Origin of the sequence: Sphingomonas yantingensis (assembly GCF_014199325.1) — a bacterium.
Taxonomy (GTDB): Bacteria; Pseudomonadota; Alphaproteobacteria; order Sphingomonadales; family Sphingomonadaceae; genus Sphingomonas; species Sphingomonas yantingensis.
The window spans coordinates 1159123-1177023 of record NZ_JACIJJ010000001.1 but is presented as its reverse complement, the minus strand read 5'-3'; the positions used below and the strand labels follow the sequence as shown (position 1 = coordinate 1177023).

General features: G+C 69.1%; 12 protein-coding genes and 1 pseudogene. 3 read left to right on the top strand and 10 right to left on the bottom strand.

Annotated elements, in window-relative coordinates; translation table 11 throughout:
• Positions 1–17: 17 nt before the first annotated feature.
• From FHR19_RS05915 to FHR19_RS05900, 4 genes are read right to left on the bottom strand one after another with little or no spacing between them, the layout of a single operon-like run.
• Positions 18–1205 (bottom strand): copper resistance protein B, encoded by a 1188-nt coding sequence (locus FHR19_RS05915; RefSeq protein ID WP_184025514.1) that lies wholly within the window; start codon positions 1203–1205, stop codon positions 18–20.
• Complete coding sequence (locus FHR19_RS05910; protein ID WP_184025511.1) at positions 1202–2941, bottom strand: copper resistance system multicopper oxidase; 1740 nt, start codon at positions 2939–2941, stop codon at positions 1202–1204. Before FHR19_RS05910 ends, FHR19_RS05915 begins: the two co-directional genes overlap by 4 nt.
• 60 nt (positions 2942–3001) lie before the next feature.
• Positions 3002–3343 carry a hypothetical protein gene (locus FHR19_RS05905; protein WP_184025508.1) on the bottom strand — a complete coding sequence of 114 codons (342 nt, stop codon included), beginning with the start codon at positions 3341–3343 and terminating at the stop codon, positions 3002–3004.
• A 10-nt stretch (positions 3344–3353) separates the two neighbouring features.
• A complete protein-coding gene (locus FHR19_RS05900) occupies positions 3354–4610 on the bottom strand; it encodes an SGNH/GDSL hydrolase family protein (RefSeq protein ID WP_184025505.1) in 1257 nt (418 codons plus the stop codon).
• A gap of 187 nt (positions 4611–4797) precedes the next feature.
• On the opposite strand from FHR19_RS05900, the gene FHR19_RS05895 reads away from it, so the two are divergent.
• Positions 4798–5859, top strand: a complete 1062-nt coding sequence (locus FHR19_RS05895; RefSeq protein ID WP_184025502.1) for a LacI family DNA-binding transcriptional regulator — start codon at positions 4798–4800, stop codon at positions 5857–5859.
• An 83-nt stretch (positions 5860–5942) separates the two neighbouring features.
• Positions 5943–7352: pseudogene (locus tag FHR19_RS05890) on the top strand (sugar porter family MFS transporter); the annotation flags it as partial.
• An 83-nt stretch (positions 7353–7435) separates the two neighbouring features.
• Here FHR19_RS05890 and FHR19_RS05885 read toward each other — a convergent pair.
• From FHR19_RS05885 to FHR19_RS05865, 5 genes are all read right to left on the bottom strand, one after another.
• On the bottom strand, positions 7436–8314 hold the full coding sequence (locus FHR19_RS05885; RefSeq protein ID WP_184025496.1) for an SMP-30/gluconolactonase/LRE family protein: 879 nt from the start codon (positions 8312–8314) through the stop codon (positions 7436–7438).
• Positions 8315–8325: 11 nt separating this feature from the next.
• Positions 8326–9093 carry a D-xylose 1-dehydrogenase gene (gene xylB, locus FHR19_RS05880; RefSeq protein ID WP_184025965.1) on the bottom strand — a complete coding sequence of 256 codons (768 nt, stop codon included), beginning with the start codon at positions 9091–9093 and terminating at the stop codon, positions 8326–8328.
• 59 nt (positions 9094–9152) lie between these two features.
• Entirely contained in the window at positions 9153–10298 is a 1146-nt protein-coding gene (locus FHR19_RS05875; protein WP_184025492.1) for a fumarylacetoacetate hydrolase family protein, read from the bottom strand.
• Between the two features lie 115 nt (positions 10299–10413).
• Entirely contained in the window at positions 10414–11988 is a 1575-nt protein-coding gene (locus FHR19_RS05870; protein WP_184025489.1) for an aldehyde dehydrogenase (NADP(+)), read from the bottom strand.
• Between the two features lie 27 nt (positions 11989–12015).
• Positions 12016–14160 carry an alpha-glucuronidase family glycosyl hydrolase gene (locus tag FHR19_RS05865; protein WP_246359293.1) on the bottom strand — a complete coding sequence of 715 codons (2145 nt, stop codon included), beginning with the start codon at positions 14158–14160 and terminating at the stop codon, positions 12016–12018.
• A 101-nt stretch (positions 14161–14261) separates the two neighbouring features.
• On the opposite strand from FHR19_RS05865, the gene manD reads away from it, so the two are divergent.
• Positions 14262–15473, top strand: coding sequence for a D-mannonate dehydratase ManD (gene manD / locus FHR19_RS05860; protein WP_184025486.1), 1212 nt, complete (start codon positions 14262–14264; stop codon positions 15471–15473).
• A gap of 35 nt (positions 15474–15508) precedes the next feature.
• Here the strand turns inward: manD and FHR19_RS05855 are convergent, their stop codons facing one another.
• On the bottom strand, positions 15509–17899 hold the full coding sequence (locus FHR19_RS05855) for a glycoside hydrolase family 3 N-terminal domain-containing protein (protein WP_184025483.1): 2391 nt from the start codon (positions 17897–17899) through the stop codon (positions 15509–15511).
• Positions 17900–17901: the final 2 nt, after the last annotated feature.

Here is a 17901-nt window from a genome sequence, read left to right as displayed (position 1 = left end):
GCTGGGATGACGCTCATCTAGAACCAGGCGCGCAGCCCCGCGACGAACGCGAAGCCGCCCGTCCCCTCGCCGTCCGCGCGCGCAAATCGCGCGGTGTCGCCGAACCGCCGCTCCCACGACACGCCGACATAGGGCGCGACCTCGCGCTTCCATTCGTAACGCAGGCGCAGCCCCGCCTCCGCCCGAGTGACTCCCGAACCAAGGCGGAGCGCCGGCACGTCCTGTGCCGACAGCTCGACCTCGACCCGCGGTTGCAGCACCCACCAGTTGGTCAGCCGCTGATCGACATAGGCCTCGGCCCGGCCGAACAGCTCGCCCTTGTCGGACAGGAAGGCGGTCGCCTCGACATCGAACCAATAGGGGGCCAGCGCCTCAAACCCCGCGCTGGCGTACGTCCGTCGGGCACCCGCACCCAGGTCCTGCCGAACGCCGAGTTGCACATTCTCATACGGCCCCACCGCACGCGAATAGAGCGCCTGCACTTCCGCCTCGTCCAGGCGGTCGCCGAACCGGCCCTCCCCTTCGGACTTCAGCACCAGCCGGTCGACGTCCCCGCCGAACCAAGCGTCGCCATCCCAGCGATAGCCGTCGCGGCCGCTACGAACCGCGACTTCGGCAAGGTTGAGCATGACCTGATTGAACGCCATCCCTCCATGCTCGCGCCTGAGCGCTTTGGACGCGGTGGTCATTGCCTCCTCGCCGTAGAAGGTCGAAGCTGCGAGGTCGGGAAAGGCGGCGGGCGCCGGTGCGTTGCCGACTTCGTTCCGCGCGGCGGGGGTACAATGCCCCATGGCGGCGTGTTCTGACGGACAGGCCGGATCACCGCCGTTCGGCGCGGCGGTAGCGGGCATGGCGCAATGGCCCATCGCCGCATGCTCGGGCGTGCAGACCGGCGTTGCGGCGACCGGCGCGGGCGCTGGCATCGTGCAATGCCCCATCGCCGCATGCTCGGCCGTGCAGGACGACGCCGCGGAAGCGGCGGGCGCCACCGACTTTGCCGCAGGCTTCCGCGTTGGCACCGCAGCACGCTTCGACGCGGCTTTCGGCTTCGCGGGCGACCTGGGCTTCGGCTTCGCCTTTGCCGCGGGCATCTTGCAATGGCCCATCGCGGCGTGCTCGGGCGTGCAGGCCATGGGCATCGCCATGCCCGGCATCGAATGCTGGGGCGCGGCGGCGAGCGCGGCGGCGAGGATCAGCGCGCTCATGCCACCTTCCCCCCGGCGTCGCGGACCTGGACGACCTGCATCATCCCGGCATGCATGTGATAGAGCATGTGGCAGTGGAACGCCCAGTCACCGGGCTGAGCGGTCACGTCCCAGCTTACCTTGCCGCCGGGCTGGACGAGGACGGTGTGCTTGCGGGGCGCATGGTCGCCCTTGCCCGTCACCAGTTCGAAGAAATGGCCGTGCAGGTGGATGGGATGGCCCATCATCGTGTCGTTGATCAGCGTCACTCGCACCCGCTCGCCGCTGCGCATCGGGATGGGCTTGTCGACATGTGCGAACTTCATGCCGTCGAAGCTCCACATATAGCGTTCCATGTTGCCGGTCAGGTGGATGACGATCTCCCGCCCCGGCGCGCGCATGTCCGGGTTGGGCACCAGCGCCTCCAGCATTCGGTAGTTGAGCGTGCGGTGGCCGACATCCTCCAGCCCCTGCCCCGGGTAATCGGTGCGGTCGGCGGGCATCGGCGAGATCGTCTGGACGCCCGGATCGCGCTTCACGCCGGGCGCGGGGGTGAAGTCGCGCATCGAATGGTCCATCGAATGTCCGGCACCGGAGGGCGCGCAATGCCCCATCGCGGCATGCTCGGGCGGGCAATCGCCGCCCATCGCCATCGCCCCCATGCCCATGTCGGTCATCGTCGCGACCGGCCGACGACGCAGCGGCGGGACGGGCGCGGTCATGCCGACGCGCGGCGCGAGTGTCGCGCGCGCCATGCCCGAGCGGTCGATGCTCTCGCCGACGATGGTGAAAGCGCGATCCTCGGCGGGCACCACCACCACGTCATAGGTTTCGGCGGGCGCGAACTGGAACTCGTCGACCTCGACGGGACGGATGTTCAGCCCGTCCGCTGCAACGACGCTCATGGCGAGGCCCGGAATGCGCACGTTGAACGTCGTCATCGCGCTGGCGTTGACGAAGCGCAGCCGCACCCGCTCGCCCGGCTTGAACAGCGCGGTCCAGTTGTCGGCGGGGCCGTGCCCGTTGACGAGATAGGTGTAGGTCGTGGCGGTCACGTCGGCGATGTCGGTGGGGTCCATCCGCATCGCGCCCCATTCGACACGCTCCCCCGCCTTCTGGTCGCGACCCGCCAGCAGCCCGCCGATCGTCTGGCGCTGGCGATTGAAGTAGCCGGGCTCGAGCTTCAGCTTGCGAAAGATCGCGTGCGGATGAAGCGGGCTGTGGTCCGACAGCATCACCACATGCTCGCGGTCGAAGGCGACCGGATCGGCGCCCGCAGGATCGATCAGGATCGGCCCGTAATGGCCCATCTGCTCCTGAAGCCCCGAATGGCTGTGATACCAGTAGGTGCCCGACTGGATCACCGGGAAGTCGTAGGTGAAGCGCCCGCGCGCCGGGATGCCGGGGAAGCTCACGCCCGGCACGCCGTCCATCTGGAACGGCAGGATCAGGCCGTGCCAGTGGATCGAGGTTTCCTCGTCGAGGCTGTTCTCGACATGGATACGGACACGCTGCCCCTCCTTCAGACGGATCAGCGGTGCTGGGGCATGGCCGTTGATGCCGATACCGTGCGCCGTTTTGCCGTCGACGGTGCGCATGACGTGGCCCACGGTGAGCGTCATTTCCTCGCCCGATAGTTCGGGCGGCAGCGCGGTCGTGCCCGCCGAGACGGGGCTTGCCCAGCCGGGGAGCGCCAGCCCCGCACCGGCAAGGGCCACGCCGCGCATCATCGCGCGGCGATCCAGATTGAGATCCATGTAAAATATCCGTTCCGCGAGCGCTCGCGCGCCCGTTGTCAACAAAAAGGCGGAAGCGGATCAGCCGCGCGGCGGCGGCGGTGCGGGGCCGTTGACCAGATGCGCGAGCGACACGGGCACGCGCTGCGCCGGCTCGGACATGGCCACCATCGCCCTCGCCTCGGGCGACGGGGGCGTCGGCAACGCCGCGCAGGCAAGCGCGCAGTCCGACCGGCAATCATGCGCCGGCGCGGCGGGTGGCCGCTTGCCCTCGCAATCCATATGCGACGCCATGACGGGCGCCGGGCCGGCCACTGCCTGCCCCGCGCAACCGATGCCGAGCGGCATCAGCAGCAGCGCCACGACGACCGCCGCCATCAGGCGGAAAAGCGCACGGGGCGACAGGGCGGACGGCCGATTCACACCGCGGGAATTAGGGCCTCGCCGCGCCGCCCGCAACCGCGCCCTTCAGCGATCCGATGGGCACCGCCGCCGCCATCCGCGCAAAGCCCGCCGGGTTGGGGTGCAGCCCGTCGCCGGTATCGAACGCCGCCGCCAGCCGGTCGAGCCGCGCCGGGTCGGCAACCACTCGGTCCAAGTCGATCACGCCATCGAAATGGCCGGGCGTGCGGATCCACGCGTTCACACGGGTCCGCAGCCCCTCGATCAGCGGGGTCGCGTGGTAATAGTCGCTGGCCCCGAACGGCGTGATCGTCGCGCCATGCACACGCAGCCCCCTCGCCCGCGCCCGCGCGGCGATCTGCGCATAGGCGCCGGTGAGCGCGTCGAAGAGCGCATCGGCATCCGCCTGGATCGGCCGCTCCGTGCGCGACAGCGTGCCGATATCGTTCACCCCCTCGAACACGATCAGGTCGGTCACGCCCGCCAGCGCCAGCACGTCGCGATCGAGCCGCGCCAGCGCACTCGGCCCGAGCCCGTCGGCCAGCACGCGGTTGCCGCCGATCCCCTGATTGAGCACCGCCATCCCCCGCGTCCGCCGATCCGCCGCCAGCCGACGGGCGAGCAGGTCGGGCCAGCGGTCGTTGCCGTTCGTGGTCGACCCTCGCCCATCGGTGATCGAATCGCCCAGGACGACGACCGCGCCCGTTCGCCCGCACGCCTCGACCTCGACGCCCGACAGGTTGAACCAGTGCTCGGTCGGCGCCGCGACCGCCATCGCCGGGTCGCGCGTCGCATCGCCCTTGGCGAGCCAGGAGGTCGCGCGCGACCCGGGGTGGGAGGTCTGCTCGCCCGGCTCACCCGCGACGTGCAGCGTGACGGAGAGGTCGTCGAACGCCGCGACCGGCATCTCGACCGGATCGGACAGCCAGTCGCTGCCCGGCGGCACGGCCATCCCTGCCCTGCCGCCGAAGCGTATCGGTACAAGGCTTGCCGTCTGCACCGCCGCCGCGCCCGGCCGAACAGGGCGCGCGATCGAGGCGCTCCGCACGATCAGCGGCTTTGTACCGAAGGCATTCGAGATACGTATACGTATACGTGGCCCTCCGGCACTCACGCGGACAGTCTGCCGCAGGCTGGCGTCGGTCATTGCGCCCGAAACCAGGCGGTTATCCCCGCCCGGCACCATCTGCGCGGACACCCAGGCGGGCTGCCAGCCGCAGCTGCTCGCCCATGCCGGGGCCGCGGACAGCAGCGCCAGCCCCGTTATCGCCCACTCGGTCCGCCGCATCGCCCGCGCTCCCCCCTTCGTCTCCCCAAGCATATATGATATCGCTATCACCCATGGGAGGGCCAGCCTCGAAAGGGCTGGATGCGGGGTTTATCGTTCGGGCCAAGGGACTTGGCCCGGCGGATCATCGTACCTGATTTGCCAAGAACGACGCGCCCCCTTAACGAGCGCGCGACGGAGGAACTGAATGCGGGCGACACGGCGGGGGCAAGGCGGCGTCACGGTTCAGGATGTCGCGCGCGCGGCCGGGGTATCGGCGATGACGGTCAGCCGCGTCGTCAATGGCGGCCACAACGTCCGCGAATCCACCCGCCTCGCCGTCGCCGAGGCGATCGAGCGCCTCCAGTACAAGCCCAATCCCGCCGCCCGCTCGCTGGCCGTTGGTGAGGCGACGCAGATCGGCTTGCTCTATGCCAACCCCTCGGCCGCCTATCTCAGCCAGTTCCTGATCGGCGCGCTCGCCGCCGCGCGGCGTGCGGGCTGCCACCTCGTCCTGGAACCGTGCGAGGGCGAAAGCGCGGACGAGCAGGCCGAATCGACGCGCCAGTTCGCGGGCGCCGACGTGCAGGGCGTGATCCTGCCGCCGCCGCTGTGCGAGTCCGAACCCGTCCGCACCGAACTCGCCGCCGCCGGCATCCCCTCTGTCGCGGTGGCGATGGGGCGGCACGAGGCGGGCACCTACAATGTGCGCATCGACGATTTCGAGGCGGCGGCGGCGATGACCCGCCACCTGATCGATCTCGGCCACCGCGACATCGCCTTCATCCGCGGCCACCCCAACCAGGTGGCGAGCGCCGAGCGCTATCGCGGCTTTGTCCACGCGGTCGAGGCGGCCGGCCTCGACCCCAAGGCGATGCGCGTTGAGCCGGGCTATTTCACCTATCGCTCGGGCCTGGCGGCGACCGAGCGGCTGCTGCGCCAGAGCCCCCGCCCCACCGCGATCTTTGCCGCCAACGACGACATGGCCGCCGCCGCCGTGGGCGTCGCCCACCGGCAGGGCCTTCACATCCCGCGCGACATCAGCATCGTCGGCTTCGACGACGTGGCGCTTGCCACCAACGTCTGGCCCGAACTGACGACGGTGCGCCAGCCGATCGCGCAGATGGCCGAAACCGCCGTCGCGATGTTGCTCGCCCGCCTGCGCAAGCGCGGCGGCGACGCCGGCGAGGGCGAGGAACTGGTCGTCCCGCACGAGTTGATCGTGCGCGAATCCACCGCGCCGCCGCCCAAGGCCGGCGGGGCGCGCTGACACTTGCCAAACGCCCGCGGGGGGCTCTAGGTTATCGCTAACATCCAGAACGGGGCCAAAGCGCCCCGCACGATCGGGAGACGGGAATGCAAGGGGCGGGCAACCGAGCCAATATCGGCTTCATCGGCGCCATCGTCGCGGTGGCGACGATCGGCGGTTTCATGTTCGGATACGACAGCGGCGTCATCAACGGGACGCAGGAGGGGCTGGAGGCCGCGTTCGACCTCTCCGCGCTCGGCACCGGTTTCAACGTCGGCGCGATCCTGATCGGCTGCGCGGCAGGCGCCTTTTCCGCCGGGCGGCTGGCGGACGTGGTCGGGCGCAAGAAGGTGATGATGCTGTCGGCGGTGCTGTTCTTCATCAGCGCGCTGCTGGCGGGCGTTGCGGGCAGCTCGGCGATCTTCATCGTCGCGCGGCTGATCGGCGGCCTGGGCGTGGGTGCCGCGTCGGTGCTGTCGCCAGCCTATATCTCCGAAGTGACACCCGCGGCGATCCGCGGCCGCCTCGCCTCGGTGCAGCAGATCATGATCATCACCGGCCTTACCGGCGCATTCGTCGCCAACTGGGCGCTCGCCAACGTCGCGGGCAGCTCGACCGCGCCGTTCTGGGGCGGGTACGAGGCGTGGCGCTGGATGTTCTGGATGCAGGCGATCCCGGCGGCGGTCTATTTCTTCGCGCTGCTGACGATCCCCGAAAGCCCGCGCTTCCTCGTCACCAAGGGACGACATGACGAGGCCGAAGCGGTGCTCGTCAAGCTGCTGGGTGCCGACGAGGGCCGCCGCAAGGTCGCCGAGATTCGCGAGTCGCTGTCGGCCGATCACCGCCCGCGCTTCTCGGACCTGCGCGACAAGGTGTCAGGCCGCATCCGCCCGATCGTCTGGGTAGGCGTCGGCCTCGCCATCTTCCAGCAGCTCGTCGGGATCAACGTCGTCTTCTACTACGGCGCGGTGCTGTGGCAGTCGGTCGGCTTCTCCGAGAGCGACTCGCTCCTCATCAACATCGTGTCGGGCACGCTGTCGATCCTCGCCTGCATGGTCACGGTCGCGGTGGTGGACAAGCTGGGGCGCAAGCCGCTGCTGCTGATCGGCTCAGCGGGCATGACGGTGACGCTCGCCACCGTCGCCTTCGCCTTCCACCATTCGGTGACGAACGCGGACGGCTCGGTCAGCCTGCCGGGCAACTGGGGCATCATCGCGCTGGTCGCCGCCAACCTCTATGTCATCTTCTTCAACGTCAGCTGGGGCCCGGTGATGTGGGTGATGCTGGGCGAGATGTTCCCCAACCAGATCCGCGGTTCGGCGCTGGCGTTCGCCGGCCTGGCGCAGTGGCTGGCGAACTTCGCGATCTCGGTCAGCTTCCCCTGGGCCGCCGCCAACATCGGCCTGGTCGTCACCTATGGCTTCTATGCGGTGAGCGCGTTCGTCTCGTACATCTTCGTCGCCCGCATGGTGAACGAGACGCGGGGCCGCGAGCTGGAGCAGATGGAAGGCTGACACGAAAAGGCCCGCGCTCCGGTCGGAGCGCGGGCCGTTCGGTTACAGAAACCCCGCCCCTTACCGGGCGGGATTTTCGTGGGTCAGATCCGCGCCTCGGGCAGGACGAACCCGGGCACGTCGACGGTGAAAGTGAACAGATCGCCCGCCAGCGGTTCCTTCTCGCGGCCCACAGCATCGAGATGCTTGGCGGCGGTGGTGGCATAGACGGTCTTGAGGTCCGGGCCACCGAACGCGATCTTGGTGATCGCGCTGACTGGGAAGCGCACCGTCTCCAGAAGCTCGCCCTTCGGCGAATAGCGGCGCACCGCGTGGCCGTTGTAGAGCGCGATCCATACACACCCTTCCGCATCGCAGACGGGACCGTCGGGAAACCCCTCCCCCTCGCCCAACCGCACGAACACGCGCGGGCCACTGAGGCGCCCGTCCGCGCCCAGCGTCGCGGCATGCACGACCTGCCCCGCGGTATCGACATGATAGAGCGCCCGCCCATCGGGGCTGACCGCCGGGCCGTTCGAGATCGAAACCTTGGGCGTCGTCGCCTCGCACGTCCGGCCGTCATACCGATAGATGGTGCCGGTCGCCTTGCCCTCGCCATCGTCCATGCTTCCGAACCAGAGGCGACCCGCCGCATCGACGGTGCCGTCGTTCAGGCGGTTGCCCGGCAGATCGGGTTCGGGCGACAGGATCGGCGTGAAGCTGCCGTCCTTCGGATCGAAACGCGACAGGCCCGTCTTCAGTCCCGCAACGAACCCGCCACCGGCGATCGGCAGGACGAAGCCCACCTGATCGGGGGCCGCCCACTCCGCGCGCTCCCCCGTCGCCGGATCGAGGCGATAGATGCGGTGCCGCTTGATATCGACGAAGTAGAGCGCCTTTTCCCGCGCGACCCAGACCGGCCCCTCGAGCAGCGGGCCGCCCAGCGCCCACAGGCTCTTCGGCTCGCTCGTCACCACGCCCATGCAACTCTCCCTTATCGCCAGCCGGCATCCACGAAATAGCTGTGCCCGGTCACGAGCGCCGCATCGTCGGACGCCAGGAACATGACCATCGCGGCGATATCGTGCGGGAGCAAGCGGCCCGGAAGGCATTGCGCGGCGACGATCTCCGCCTCCCCTTCGGGCGTGTACCATTTGAGCTGGCGCGGCGTGCGGACATTGCCCGGAATGACGCAGGTCGCGCGAATGCCGTCGGGGCCGAGCTCGCGCGCCAGGCTGCGCGTCAGTCCCTCGATCGCCGCCTTGCACGTCTGGTAGAGCGTGAGTTCCGGCAGGCCGAGATGCCAGGAGATCGAGCCGAGATTGACGATCGCCCCGCCCCCCTTGGCACGCATCGCCGGCACCACCGCCTGCGCACAGAAGAACATGTGCTTGAGATTCACCGCGAGGCGATTGTCCCAATAGGCCTCGTCGACTTCCTCGATCCCGTGGCGGTCGTCGTTGGCGGCGTTGTTGACGAGGATGTCGAACGCGCCGTTCGCCTCGATCAGCCGGCCGATCGTCGCCTTGAGGTCGGCGACGCGGGTCAGGTCGACCGCCTCGAACCGCACATGCGCGGGATCGAGCCGCTCGACAACCGCGCGCGAATCCGCCTCGGCAATGTCGAAGAAGGTGACGTCGGCGCCCTGCCGCGCGAACCCCTCGACGATCCCCGCGCCGATCCCCGACCCGCCGCCGGTGACGAGCACGCGCTTGCCGGCAAGACTGGGATAAATGGCGCGCGTGGCGGCGTCGGGCTGCACGTCGAAACTCGGATCGGCCTCGGCCACAATAGGTTCTTTCGGTTGGAGAGGATCGTCGCTCACGCAAGCACCGGCGCGCGCCGGGCGGCAAGGTCGCGCATCAGCGCACGCACGCCGTAAGTCCAGGGGGCCGCGTCCTTCGACGTGACGACGGTGTTGGCGAGCGTGCCGAGCGCGTCGCTGCGGATCGTCACCACGTCGCCGACCTTGTGGGTGAAGCCGCGGCCGGGCTCGTCGCGGTCCTGCACCGGCGCGAACAGCGTGCCGAGGAAGAGCGCGAAGCCGTCGGGGTATTGATGCTCGGACAGCGTCTGGCGCACCAGTTCCTCGGGATCGCGGCTGATCTGACGCATCGAGCTATGCCCGTCGAGGCGATAGCCGTCGGTGCCCTCGATCACGAGGTCGAGCTCGGCGGCGCGCACGTCGTCCATGCCGAAGCCGTGGCCGAACAGCCGAACGAACGGCCCGAGCGAGCAGGACGCGTTGTTGTCCTTGGCCTTGCCGAGCAGCAGGGCACTGCGGCCCTCGAAATCGCGGAGGTTCACGTCGTTGCCCAGCGTCGCGCCGACCGGGCGACCACGCGAATCGACAATGACGACGACTTCCGGCTCGGGGTTGTTCCAGCTCGAGTCCGAGCGGATGCCGATGTCGCCGCCCCAGCCGATCGTCGACAGGATCGGTGCCTTGGTGAACACCTCTGCATCCGGGCCGATCGCGACCTCCAGATATTGCGACCAGAGGCCGGCGTCGATCAGCGCGGCCTTCAGCCGGGCGGCCTCCTTGCTGCCCGGCACGACCGATCGGATGCCGCCGCCGACCTTTGCCTCCAGCTCGCCGCGGATCGCCGCAGCCGCGCCCGAATCGCCGCGCGCGCGCTCCTCGATGACGCGCTCGATCGCCGACACGGCGAAGGTGACGCCCGCAGCCTTGACGCATTGCAGGTCGAGCGGGGAGCGCAGTTCGAAATCGGCCCCGGACCCTTCGGCGCCGAGGTCATCCACGTCGCAGATCGCCGCGCCCGCGGCGCTTGCCGGATCGTCGAGGTCGAACAGGTCCGCGGTCGTTGCCGCGGCCTCGAAGGCCGAGTGAACCACCCCGCCGCGCACGATCACGGGCACCACGTCGCCGCGCACCGACACGCGTCCCGCCAGCACCGCGGCATCGAGATCGGCGGGCAATGCCGACCGGCTCCACTCAAGCGTCATCGCCTTTGCCCCCTCCTCGTCGCGGCCCGCTTGGGTGCCGCCAATCCACCCTTGGTAGCGGTATCAGGTGCGTGGCACGGTTGCAATCGGCCACGCACCTGGTTCCGGTTCCAACTTAAAGCGTCCACGCCCCGTCGATCCGCGACAGCACACCGCCCTGCCCGCCTTCGCGAAGCGCGTCGGGCAGCAGCGCCTCGGGCAGATCCTGGTAAGCGACGGGGCGGACGAACCGCTCGATCGCAAGCGTGCCCACCGAGGTCGTGCGCCCGTCCGACGTCGCCGGATAGGGACCGCCATGCACCATCGAATGCGCGACCTCGACTCCGGTCGGCCAGCCATTGGCGAGGATGCGCCCGACCGTCCGCTCGAGCACGGGGATCAGCGCCTTGGAATCCGCGTAATCGCCCTCGTCGACCTGGATCGTCGCGGTGAGCTGGCCCTCCAGCTCGGTGAGCACCGACTTGAGTTCGTCGAGGTCGGCACAGCGCACCAGCACCGACGACACGCCGAACACCTCGTGCAGGTGAACCGGATCGGCGAGAAAGTCCTTGCCCGCCACCGTGAACAGCGCGGCGCGGCCCTGCGTCGGGCCGGCCGGTTCGGCACCCTCGGCGACCTTTTCGACATAGGGGCTGGCGGCGAGCTTCTCCTTGCCCGCCTCGAACGCCTTGTGGATGCCGTCGGTCAGCATCACCTGCGCCGCCTGTCTCGACAGCGCCTCTGCCGCCGCCTGTGAGAACGCATCGAGCTCGGGGCCGGCGAGCCCAAGCACGAGGCCGGGATTGGTGCAGAACTGCCCGGCGCCCATCGCCATCGATCCGACATAGGCCTTGGCCAGCGCGTCGCCGCGCGCCTTCAGCGCGTGCGGCATCAGGATGACCGGGTTGATCGCCGACATTTCCGCATAGACCGGGATCGGCCGCGGACGCGCGGCGGCGATCTTCATCAGCGCCTCGCCGCCCGCGCGGCTGCCGGTGAAGCCCACCGCCTGGATGCGCGGGTCGGAGACGAGCTTGCCCGCCACGTCGTTCGACGTGATGTTGACGAGGCTGAACACGCCCTTCGGCATTCCCGTCCTTTCCACCGCGCGGCCGATTGCCGTCGCGATCAGCTCCGACGTACCGGGGTGCGCCGGGTGGCCCTTTACGACCACCGGACAGCCCGCGGCGAGCGCCGAGGCGGTGTCGCCGCCCGCGGTCGAGAAGGCGAGCGGGAAATTCGACGCGCCGAACACCGCGACCGGGCCGACCGCGACGGTGCGCAGACGCAGGTCGGGCTTGGGCGGCGTCCGCTGCGGATCGGCATGATCGATGCGCAGCTTCTGCCATGCGCCGTCTCGCACTTCCCTGGCGAACAGGCGAAGCTGGCCGGCGGTGCGGCCCCGCTCGCCGGTGATGCGCGCGGCGGGCAGCCCGCTCTCGCGGCACGCTCGCTCGACCAGCGCGTCGCCCAGCGCCTCGATCTCGTCGGCGATCGCCTCGAGGAAGGCCGCTCGCTCGGCCAGCGGCTTCGTCGAATAGGGCAGGAACGCGGCCTCCGCGGCGGCGCAGGCGTCATCGACGTCAGCCTCGCTCGCGCCGGCGAAGTCGATATCGTCGATCTCGGCACCCTTGGCGGGATCATAGGCGCGGAAGCGCTGCCCGGACGAGCGGCGCTCGCCCGCGATGAACAGGTCGCCGGTGAGGGTCATGGAATCGCGTCTCCTGAATTGGATCGGTCAATGGTGGCCGGGGGCATAGGGGTGCCGGATGGCCTCGTAAGTTTGCAGGTCATGCGCTGGCGGACGAACGCCGGTGGGCAGCTTTCGTCCCGACACCGACCCGAAATAAGCGAGGCTGGCATCGCGCCACCATATGGCCTCTTCTTTTTGTATGACAAGAAAAGACGCGATCTGCGCGGCGCGCTCGCCGTCGATCATCGGCGCGAGGCTTGCCCAGGTCCGCTGCATCCCCTCGACCGTGGCGACGCCGCGATCGTAGCGCGAGACAAGCTCCTCCCAGAGCGTTCGCCCCGATGGTTGCCGCTCGTCCCAGCCGACATGGTGGAACCAGAGCAGGAAATCATCGCCCACCGTGCGCTTGTCGGCAAACCGCTTCGCGACCGGGGCGGCGTACTGGGCGACGGCATTAGAGCCGGTGCGCGTGCGATCGAAGCCGATGCCGTCCTTGTCGGCGCGGTGATAATAGGTCGGGTTCCATTCGGGCCGCGCCAGATCGCCTACCCAAGGCCCCGGCCCGTAATGATGCCCCGTCGCCATCAGGTGCGCGAGGCCCATCGGCGTCATGTAATCGACGACCGCCTGTCGCGACCCCATCATCATCGCCGTCACCGGGGTCACGAAGGCGGGGTCGGGCGTGAAGGTCTGGCGCGCCCATTCGCCGGCGATCGCCTGCGGCGTAAGATCCGGATTCCACGCCAGCCGGCCGAACGCGTACCAGTTCGCCTGGTCGAAGATCGACCCCGACCAGTTCCGGTCGCTTCCGATATTGGCGACCCCCGCCATGCCGGTCAGCCGATGTCCTTCCAGACTGCCGTCGATCACCTTCGCGACCGTCGATCCCCTGCCCTTCGCGTACGTGTCCGCCGCCAGCACCTCGGACCACATCGGCGCGAGATAGGCGAGGTGCGTGGCGAAGCCGAGATACTCCTTGGTGATCTGCACCTCGAGCATCAGCGGCGTCTTGGGCATCGCCCCGAACAACGGGTGAAACGGCTCGCGCGGCTGGAAGTCGATCGGGCCGTTCTTGACCTGGACAATGACGTTGTCGGCGAACCTGCTGTCGAGCGGCTTGAACTCGTCATAGGCCTGCTTCGCGCGGTCGTCGGGATCGACGTCCGAATAGACGAACGCGCGCCACATCACGATGCCGCCGTGCGGCTTCACCGCGGCGGCAAGCATGTTCGCGCCATCCACATGGGTGCGCTTGTAGTCCTGCGGCCCCGGCTGCCCCTCCGAATTGGCCTTCACCAGAAAGCCCCCGAAATCGGGGATCGCACGGTAGATCTCGTCGGCCTTGGCCCGCCACCACGCCGCCACCGCTGGGTCGAGCGGGTCGGCCGTTTTAGCCTGCTTGAGTTCCACCGGCGCCGACCAGCGCGCCGACAGGTACACGCGGATGCCATAGGGGCGGAGCACGTCGGCGACCTTCGCCGCCTTGGCGATCCAGTCGGGCGTCAGGCTGTCGGGCTTGGCATTGACGTTGTTGAGGACCGCACCGTTGATGCCGAGCGAGGCATTGGCGCGCGCGTAATCGACATAGCGCGGATCGCTCGCGATCGGCAGTTTCCACCAGGCCCAGATCGACTGGCCCGAATAGCCCCGCTCGACCGTCCGATCGAGATTGTCCCAATGGTTGAGCAGCCGCAGCTTCACCCGCGGCCGCTCGGCGACGTCGAGGCGCGCGGGCAACGCCCCCTGCTGCGCGAGGCGTAGGAAGTGGAACGCGCCGTACAGCGCGCCGACCGGGCGGTTGCCGGCGATGACGAGCAGCCGGCGACCGCCCACAGTCACGTCGCGGATGACAAAGCCATCGTCCCCCGCCCGGGCCAGCAGCAGGCCGAGCGCGGCGATCCGCGGCGATGCGGGCGTCCCAATCAAGAGGGTTCCGCCCTGCCCCGCCGGCCGCCCCGTCATCCCCGGCAACGCGCGCCGCAGCTCGGCGACCGCCGCCGCGATCGTCGGATCGGCGGCCTCCTCGGTCTCGATCGATCCGGCGCGTGTCGCCAGATCGGCGGCCGGTCCCGCAGCAAGCGGACGATAGCGCAGCCACAGTCCGTACCCGTCCTCGGCCAGCGCGGGCTGTGCGAACGCGAGCAGCATCGCGACCGCCGCAGCCCATCGCGCCATCAGCTTCAGTCGCATCGCCTCTCCACCTCCGGGGCATTGCCCCTTGTCTAACGCTGGCACTAATGGATATTGATACCGCTATCAACCTTCGCGCTTAGCCGAAGACTGGAGAGATGATGCCAAAGATCGTGGCCGCCCGCGTGATCGTCACCTGTCCGGGGCGCAACTTCGTGACGCTCAAGATCGAGTGCGATGACGGCACGACCGGACTCGGCGATGCGACGCTCAACGGCCGCGAGTTGGCGGTCGCGGCCTATCTGACCGAGCATGTCGTCCCCTGCCTGATCGGCCGCGACGCGCACCGGATCGAGGATATCTGGCAGTATCTCTACAAGGGTGCCTATTGGCGGCGCGGGCCGGTGACGATGACCGCGATCGCCGCGGTCGACATGGCACTGTGGGATATCAAGGGCAAACTCGCGGGCCTGGCGGTCTATCAACTGCTCGGTGGGGCGTGCCGGGAGGGGGCGATAGTCTATGGCCATGCCAACGGCACGACGATCGAGGAGACGATTGAGGCGGCGCGCGAGTATCAGCGACAGGGGTACAGGGCGATCCGCCTGCAATGCGGCGTGCCCGGCATGGCCTCGACCTATGGTGTGTCGAAGGACAAGGATTTCTACGAACCCGCCGACAGCGATCTGCCGACGGAGAATGTTTGGTCGACCGCCAAATATTTGCGTGTCGTGCCCGAGCTGTTCGCCGCCGCGCGAGAGGCACTGGGCTGGGACGTCCACCTGCTCCACGACATCCACCACCGCCTGACCCCGATCGAGGCGGGGCGACTGGGAAAAGACCTTGAGCCGTACCGCCCCTTCTGGCTGGAGGACGCGACCCCCGCCGAGAACCAGGCGGCGTTCCGGCTGATCCGCCAGCACACCACCGCGCCGCTGGCGGTGGGCGAGGTGTTCAATTCGATCTGGGATGCCAAAACGCTGATCGAGGAGCAGTTGATCGACTATATCCGCGCGACCGTCGTCCATGCCGGGGGGATCACGCACCTGCGCCGCATCGCCGCGCTCGCCGACCTCTATCAGGTGCGCACCGGCTGCCACGGCGCGACCGACCTGTCGCCGGTCAGCATGGCCGCCGCGCTGCATTTCGACCTCAGCGTGCCAAATTTCGGCATCCAGGAATATATGCGCCACACGCCCGAGACCGACGCGGTCTTCCCGCACGCGTATACTTTCGCGGACGGGATGATGCATCCGGGCGACGCGCCGGGCCTCGGCGTCGATATCGACGAGGCACTGGCGGCCGGGTACGAATACAAGCGCGCCTTCCTGCCGGTGAACCGGCTGGAGGACGGGACGCTCTGGAGCTGGTAAACCGCTCCACCACCTGCGGCCCTCTGGGATGACGGTCAGGCGATCGTCAGCACCGCGCCCTTCAGCATCGCCGAGCTCGGTCCGGCAAGGATCTCGACCTCGCCCTTTTCCACCACTTCCTGCAATTCGCGGTTCCACAGGCGGAAGGTCTTCGGCCCCAGCGTGAAGGCGACACGCCGCCGCTGACCCGGCGCCAGCGTCACCCGCTCGAACCCCTTCAGCTCCAGCACCGGCTGCGTGACGCTGGCCGAGCGGCGGCGGATGTAGAGCTGCACCACCTCGTCGCCCGCGCGGTCGCCGACATTGGCGACCTCGACCTCGACGCGCACCTCGCCGCCCGGCGCGATGCGCGGGGTCGATAGCGCGGGCGCGGCGATCTCGAACCGGGTGTAGCTGAGGCCGTGACCGAACGGGAACAGCGGCGCGGCATCGTCGAACAGGTATCCGCGCCGCGCGGTGGGCTTGTGGTTGTAGTAGAACGGCACCTGCCCCGCATTGCGCACCACCGTCACCGGCAGCTTGGCGCCCGGATTGACGCGGCCGAACAGCCCCTCCGCGATCGCGGTGCCGCCCTCTTGGCCCCCGTACCAGCATTCGAGGATCGCATTCGCGCCCTCGACCACCCGCGGCCAGCTCGGCGGGCGGCCGTTGATCGCGGCGACGACGATCGGCTTGCGGAGCGCCTTGAGCGCCTCGAACAGCTCGTTCTGCTCGCCAACGAGGTCGAGGGACGTGCGGTCACCCAGGTGATTGCGGGCATAGGCCTCGCGGCTGGTCTGCTCGGTATCGCCGATGGCGAGGACGATCACCTCGGCCCCGCGCGCGACCTCGACCGCCTCGGCGATCATCGCGCGGTTCTGCGCCGGATCGGCAAGCTGCACATCGTCGTCGCCGCGGTCGTCGGTGCGCACGATCCGCACGCCCTGTGCGGTCAGGATCGGCCGCCCCTTGCCCACCAGCGCGCGGATGCCGTCGAGCAACGTCACCGCCTGCTTCGGCACGCTCGAATAGCCGCCCAGCCGCGCGATCGCCGCGTTGGGGCCGATCACCGCGACCGGACCACCGGTCGTCGCCAGCGGCAGCGTCCCGTCGTTCTTCAGGAGGCACAGCGACTTGCGCGCCGCCTCCAGCGCCAATGCCCGCGCTTGCGGATTGCCCGTCACCCGCGCGGCGGTGCGCAGATCGCCATAGGGATTCTCGAACAGCCCCGCGCGAAATTTGAAAGCGAGAATGCGGCCAACCGCTCGGTCGACCAGCGCCTGCTCGACCCTGCCCGACCGCACCTGCGCCACCAGCGTGCGGAAGCATTCGCCGTCGGGCAGCTCCCAGTCGACGCCCGCACCCAGCGCCTGACGCGCGGCGTCCGCCTTGTCGACGGCGATGTGGTGCAGCGTGTCGAGCTCGGACACGGCGCCGTAATCGCTGACGATCACCCCGTCGAAGCCCCATTCGCCGCGCAGCACCGTTTCCAGCAGCCAGCGGTTGGCGTGGCTCGGCACGCCGTCGATCTCGTTATAGCTCGGCATCACCGCGGCGATGCCCGTCCGCTCGACCACCTCCCGGAACGGCGGGAAGAAGTTCTCGCGCAGCTCGCGCTCGCTGATCTGTGCGGGCGCGACGTTGTTCCCCGCCTCCGGCTGGCCGTGCCCGGTCATGTGCTTGAGCGTCGCGAACACCTTGCCCGGCGGCAGCATCGGTCCCTTGCCGGTGCCTTGCAGCCCCTCGACCGCGGCGACACCCATCTCGGCGACCAGATAGGGGTCCTCGCCGAACGTCTCCTCGATCCGGCCCCAGCGCGGATCGCGGACGATGTCGACGACGGGCGACAGGACGAAGGGAACGCCTCTCGCCCGCGCTTCGCGGGCGATCTGGCCCTGGACGCGGCGCATCAGGTCGCGGTCGAAGCTGCCGGCCATGGCGATCGCCTGCGGGAACATCGTCCCCTCGCGCGCCATCAGGCCATGCAGCGATTCCTCGTGGACGAGGACGGGGATGCCGAGGCGCGTGCGCTTCGTCGCCCAGTCCTGCATCGCGTTGACGAAGGCGACGGTTTCGGCCGGCGTCCGACCGTTATTGACCGTCGCCCCCGCCGCGCCGGCGATCCCGGCCACACCGCGCTTGTCCGATGCGCGGGTGAGCTGGCCGAAACCGTGCGGATAGGCGGCCGATGCCTTGGCCGGATCGAAGACCATGCCGTCCATGATCTCGCTCTTGGTCGCCCAGAGCGCGATCATCTGCATGACCTTTTCCTCGATCGTCATGCGCCCGATCAGGTCGCGGACCCGATCGGGCACAGGCGCGCGCGGATCGCGATAGAGCGGACGCCCGCGTCGCGCCGCCGGGGTGCCCGCCCGCGCGAGCATCGGCAGGCTCATTGCCGCCCCCATGCCCAGGATCGACCGAAGCGCAGCGCGCCGATTTGCCATCA

Bases quoted from the DNA above. Each gene is read 5' to 3' on its own strand.
- FHR19_RS05915 (WP_184025514.1), bottom strand. From the start codon at position 1,205: ATGAGCGCGCTGATCCTCGCCGCCGCGCTCGCCGCCGCGCCCCAGCAT.
- FHR19_RS05910 (WP_184025511.1), bottom strand. From the start codon at position 2,941: ATGGATCTCAATCTGGATCGCCGCGCGATGATGCGCGGCGTGGCCCTT.
- FHR19_RS05900 (WP_184025505.1), bottom strand. From the start codon at position 4,610: ATGCGGCGGACCGAGTGGGCGATAACGGGGCTGGCGCTGCTGTCCGCG.
- FHR19_RS05895 (WP_184025502.1), top strand. From the start codon at position 4,798: ATGCGGGCGACACGGCGGGGGCAAGGCGGCGTCACGGTTCAGGATGTC.
- FHR19_RS05885 (WP_184025496.1), bottom strand. From the start codon at position 8,314: ATGGGCGTGGTGACGAGCGAGCCGAAGAGCCTGTGGGCGCTGGGCGGC.
- FHR19_RS05875 (WP_184025492.1), bottom strand. From the start codon at position 10,298: ATGACGCTTGAGTGGAGCCGGTCGGCATTGCCCGCCGATCTCGATGCC.
- FHR19_RS05870 (WP_184025489.1), bottom strand. From the start codon at position 11,988: ATGACCCTCACCGGCGACCTGTTCATCGCGGGCGAGCGCCGCTCGTCC.
- FHR19_RS05865 (WP_246359293.1), bottom strand. From the start codon at position 14,160: ATGCGACTGAAGCTGATGGCGCGATGGGCTGCGGCGGTCGCGATGCTG.
- manD (WP_184025486.1), top strand. From the start codon at position 14,262: ATGCCAAAGATCGTGGCCGCCCGCGTGATCGTCACCTGTCCGGGGCGC.
- FHR19_RS05855 (WP_184025483.1), bottom strand. From the start codon at position 17,899: ATGGCAAATCGGCGCGCTGCGCTTCGGTCGATCCTGGGCATGGGGGCG.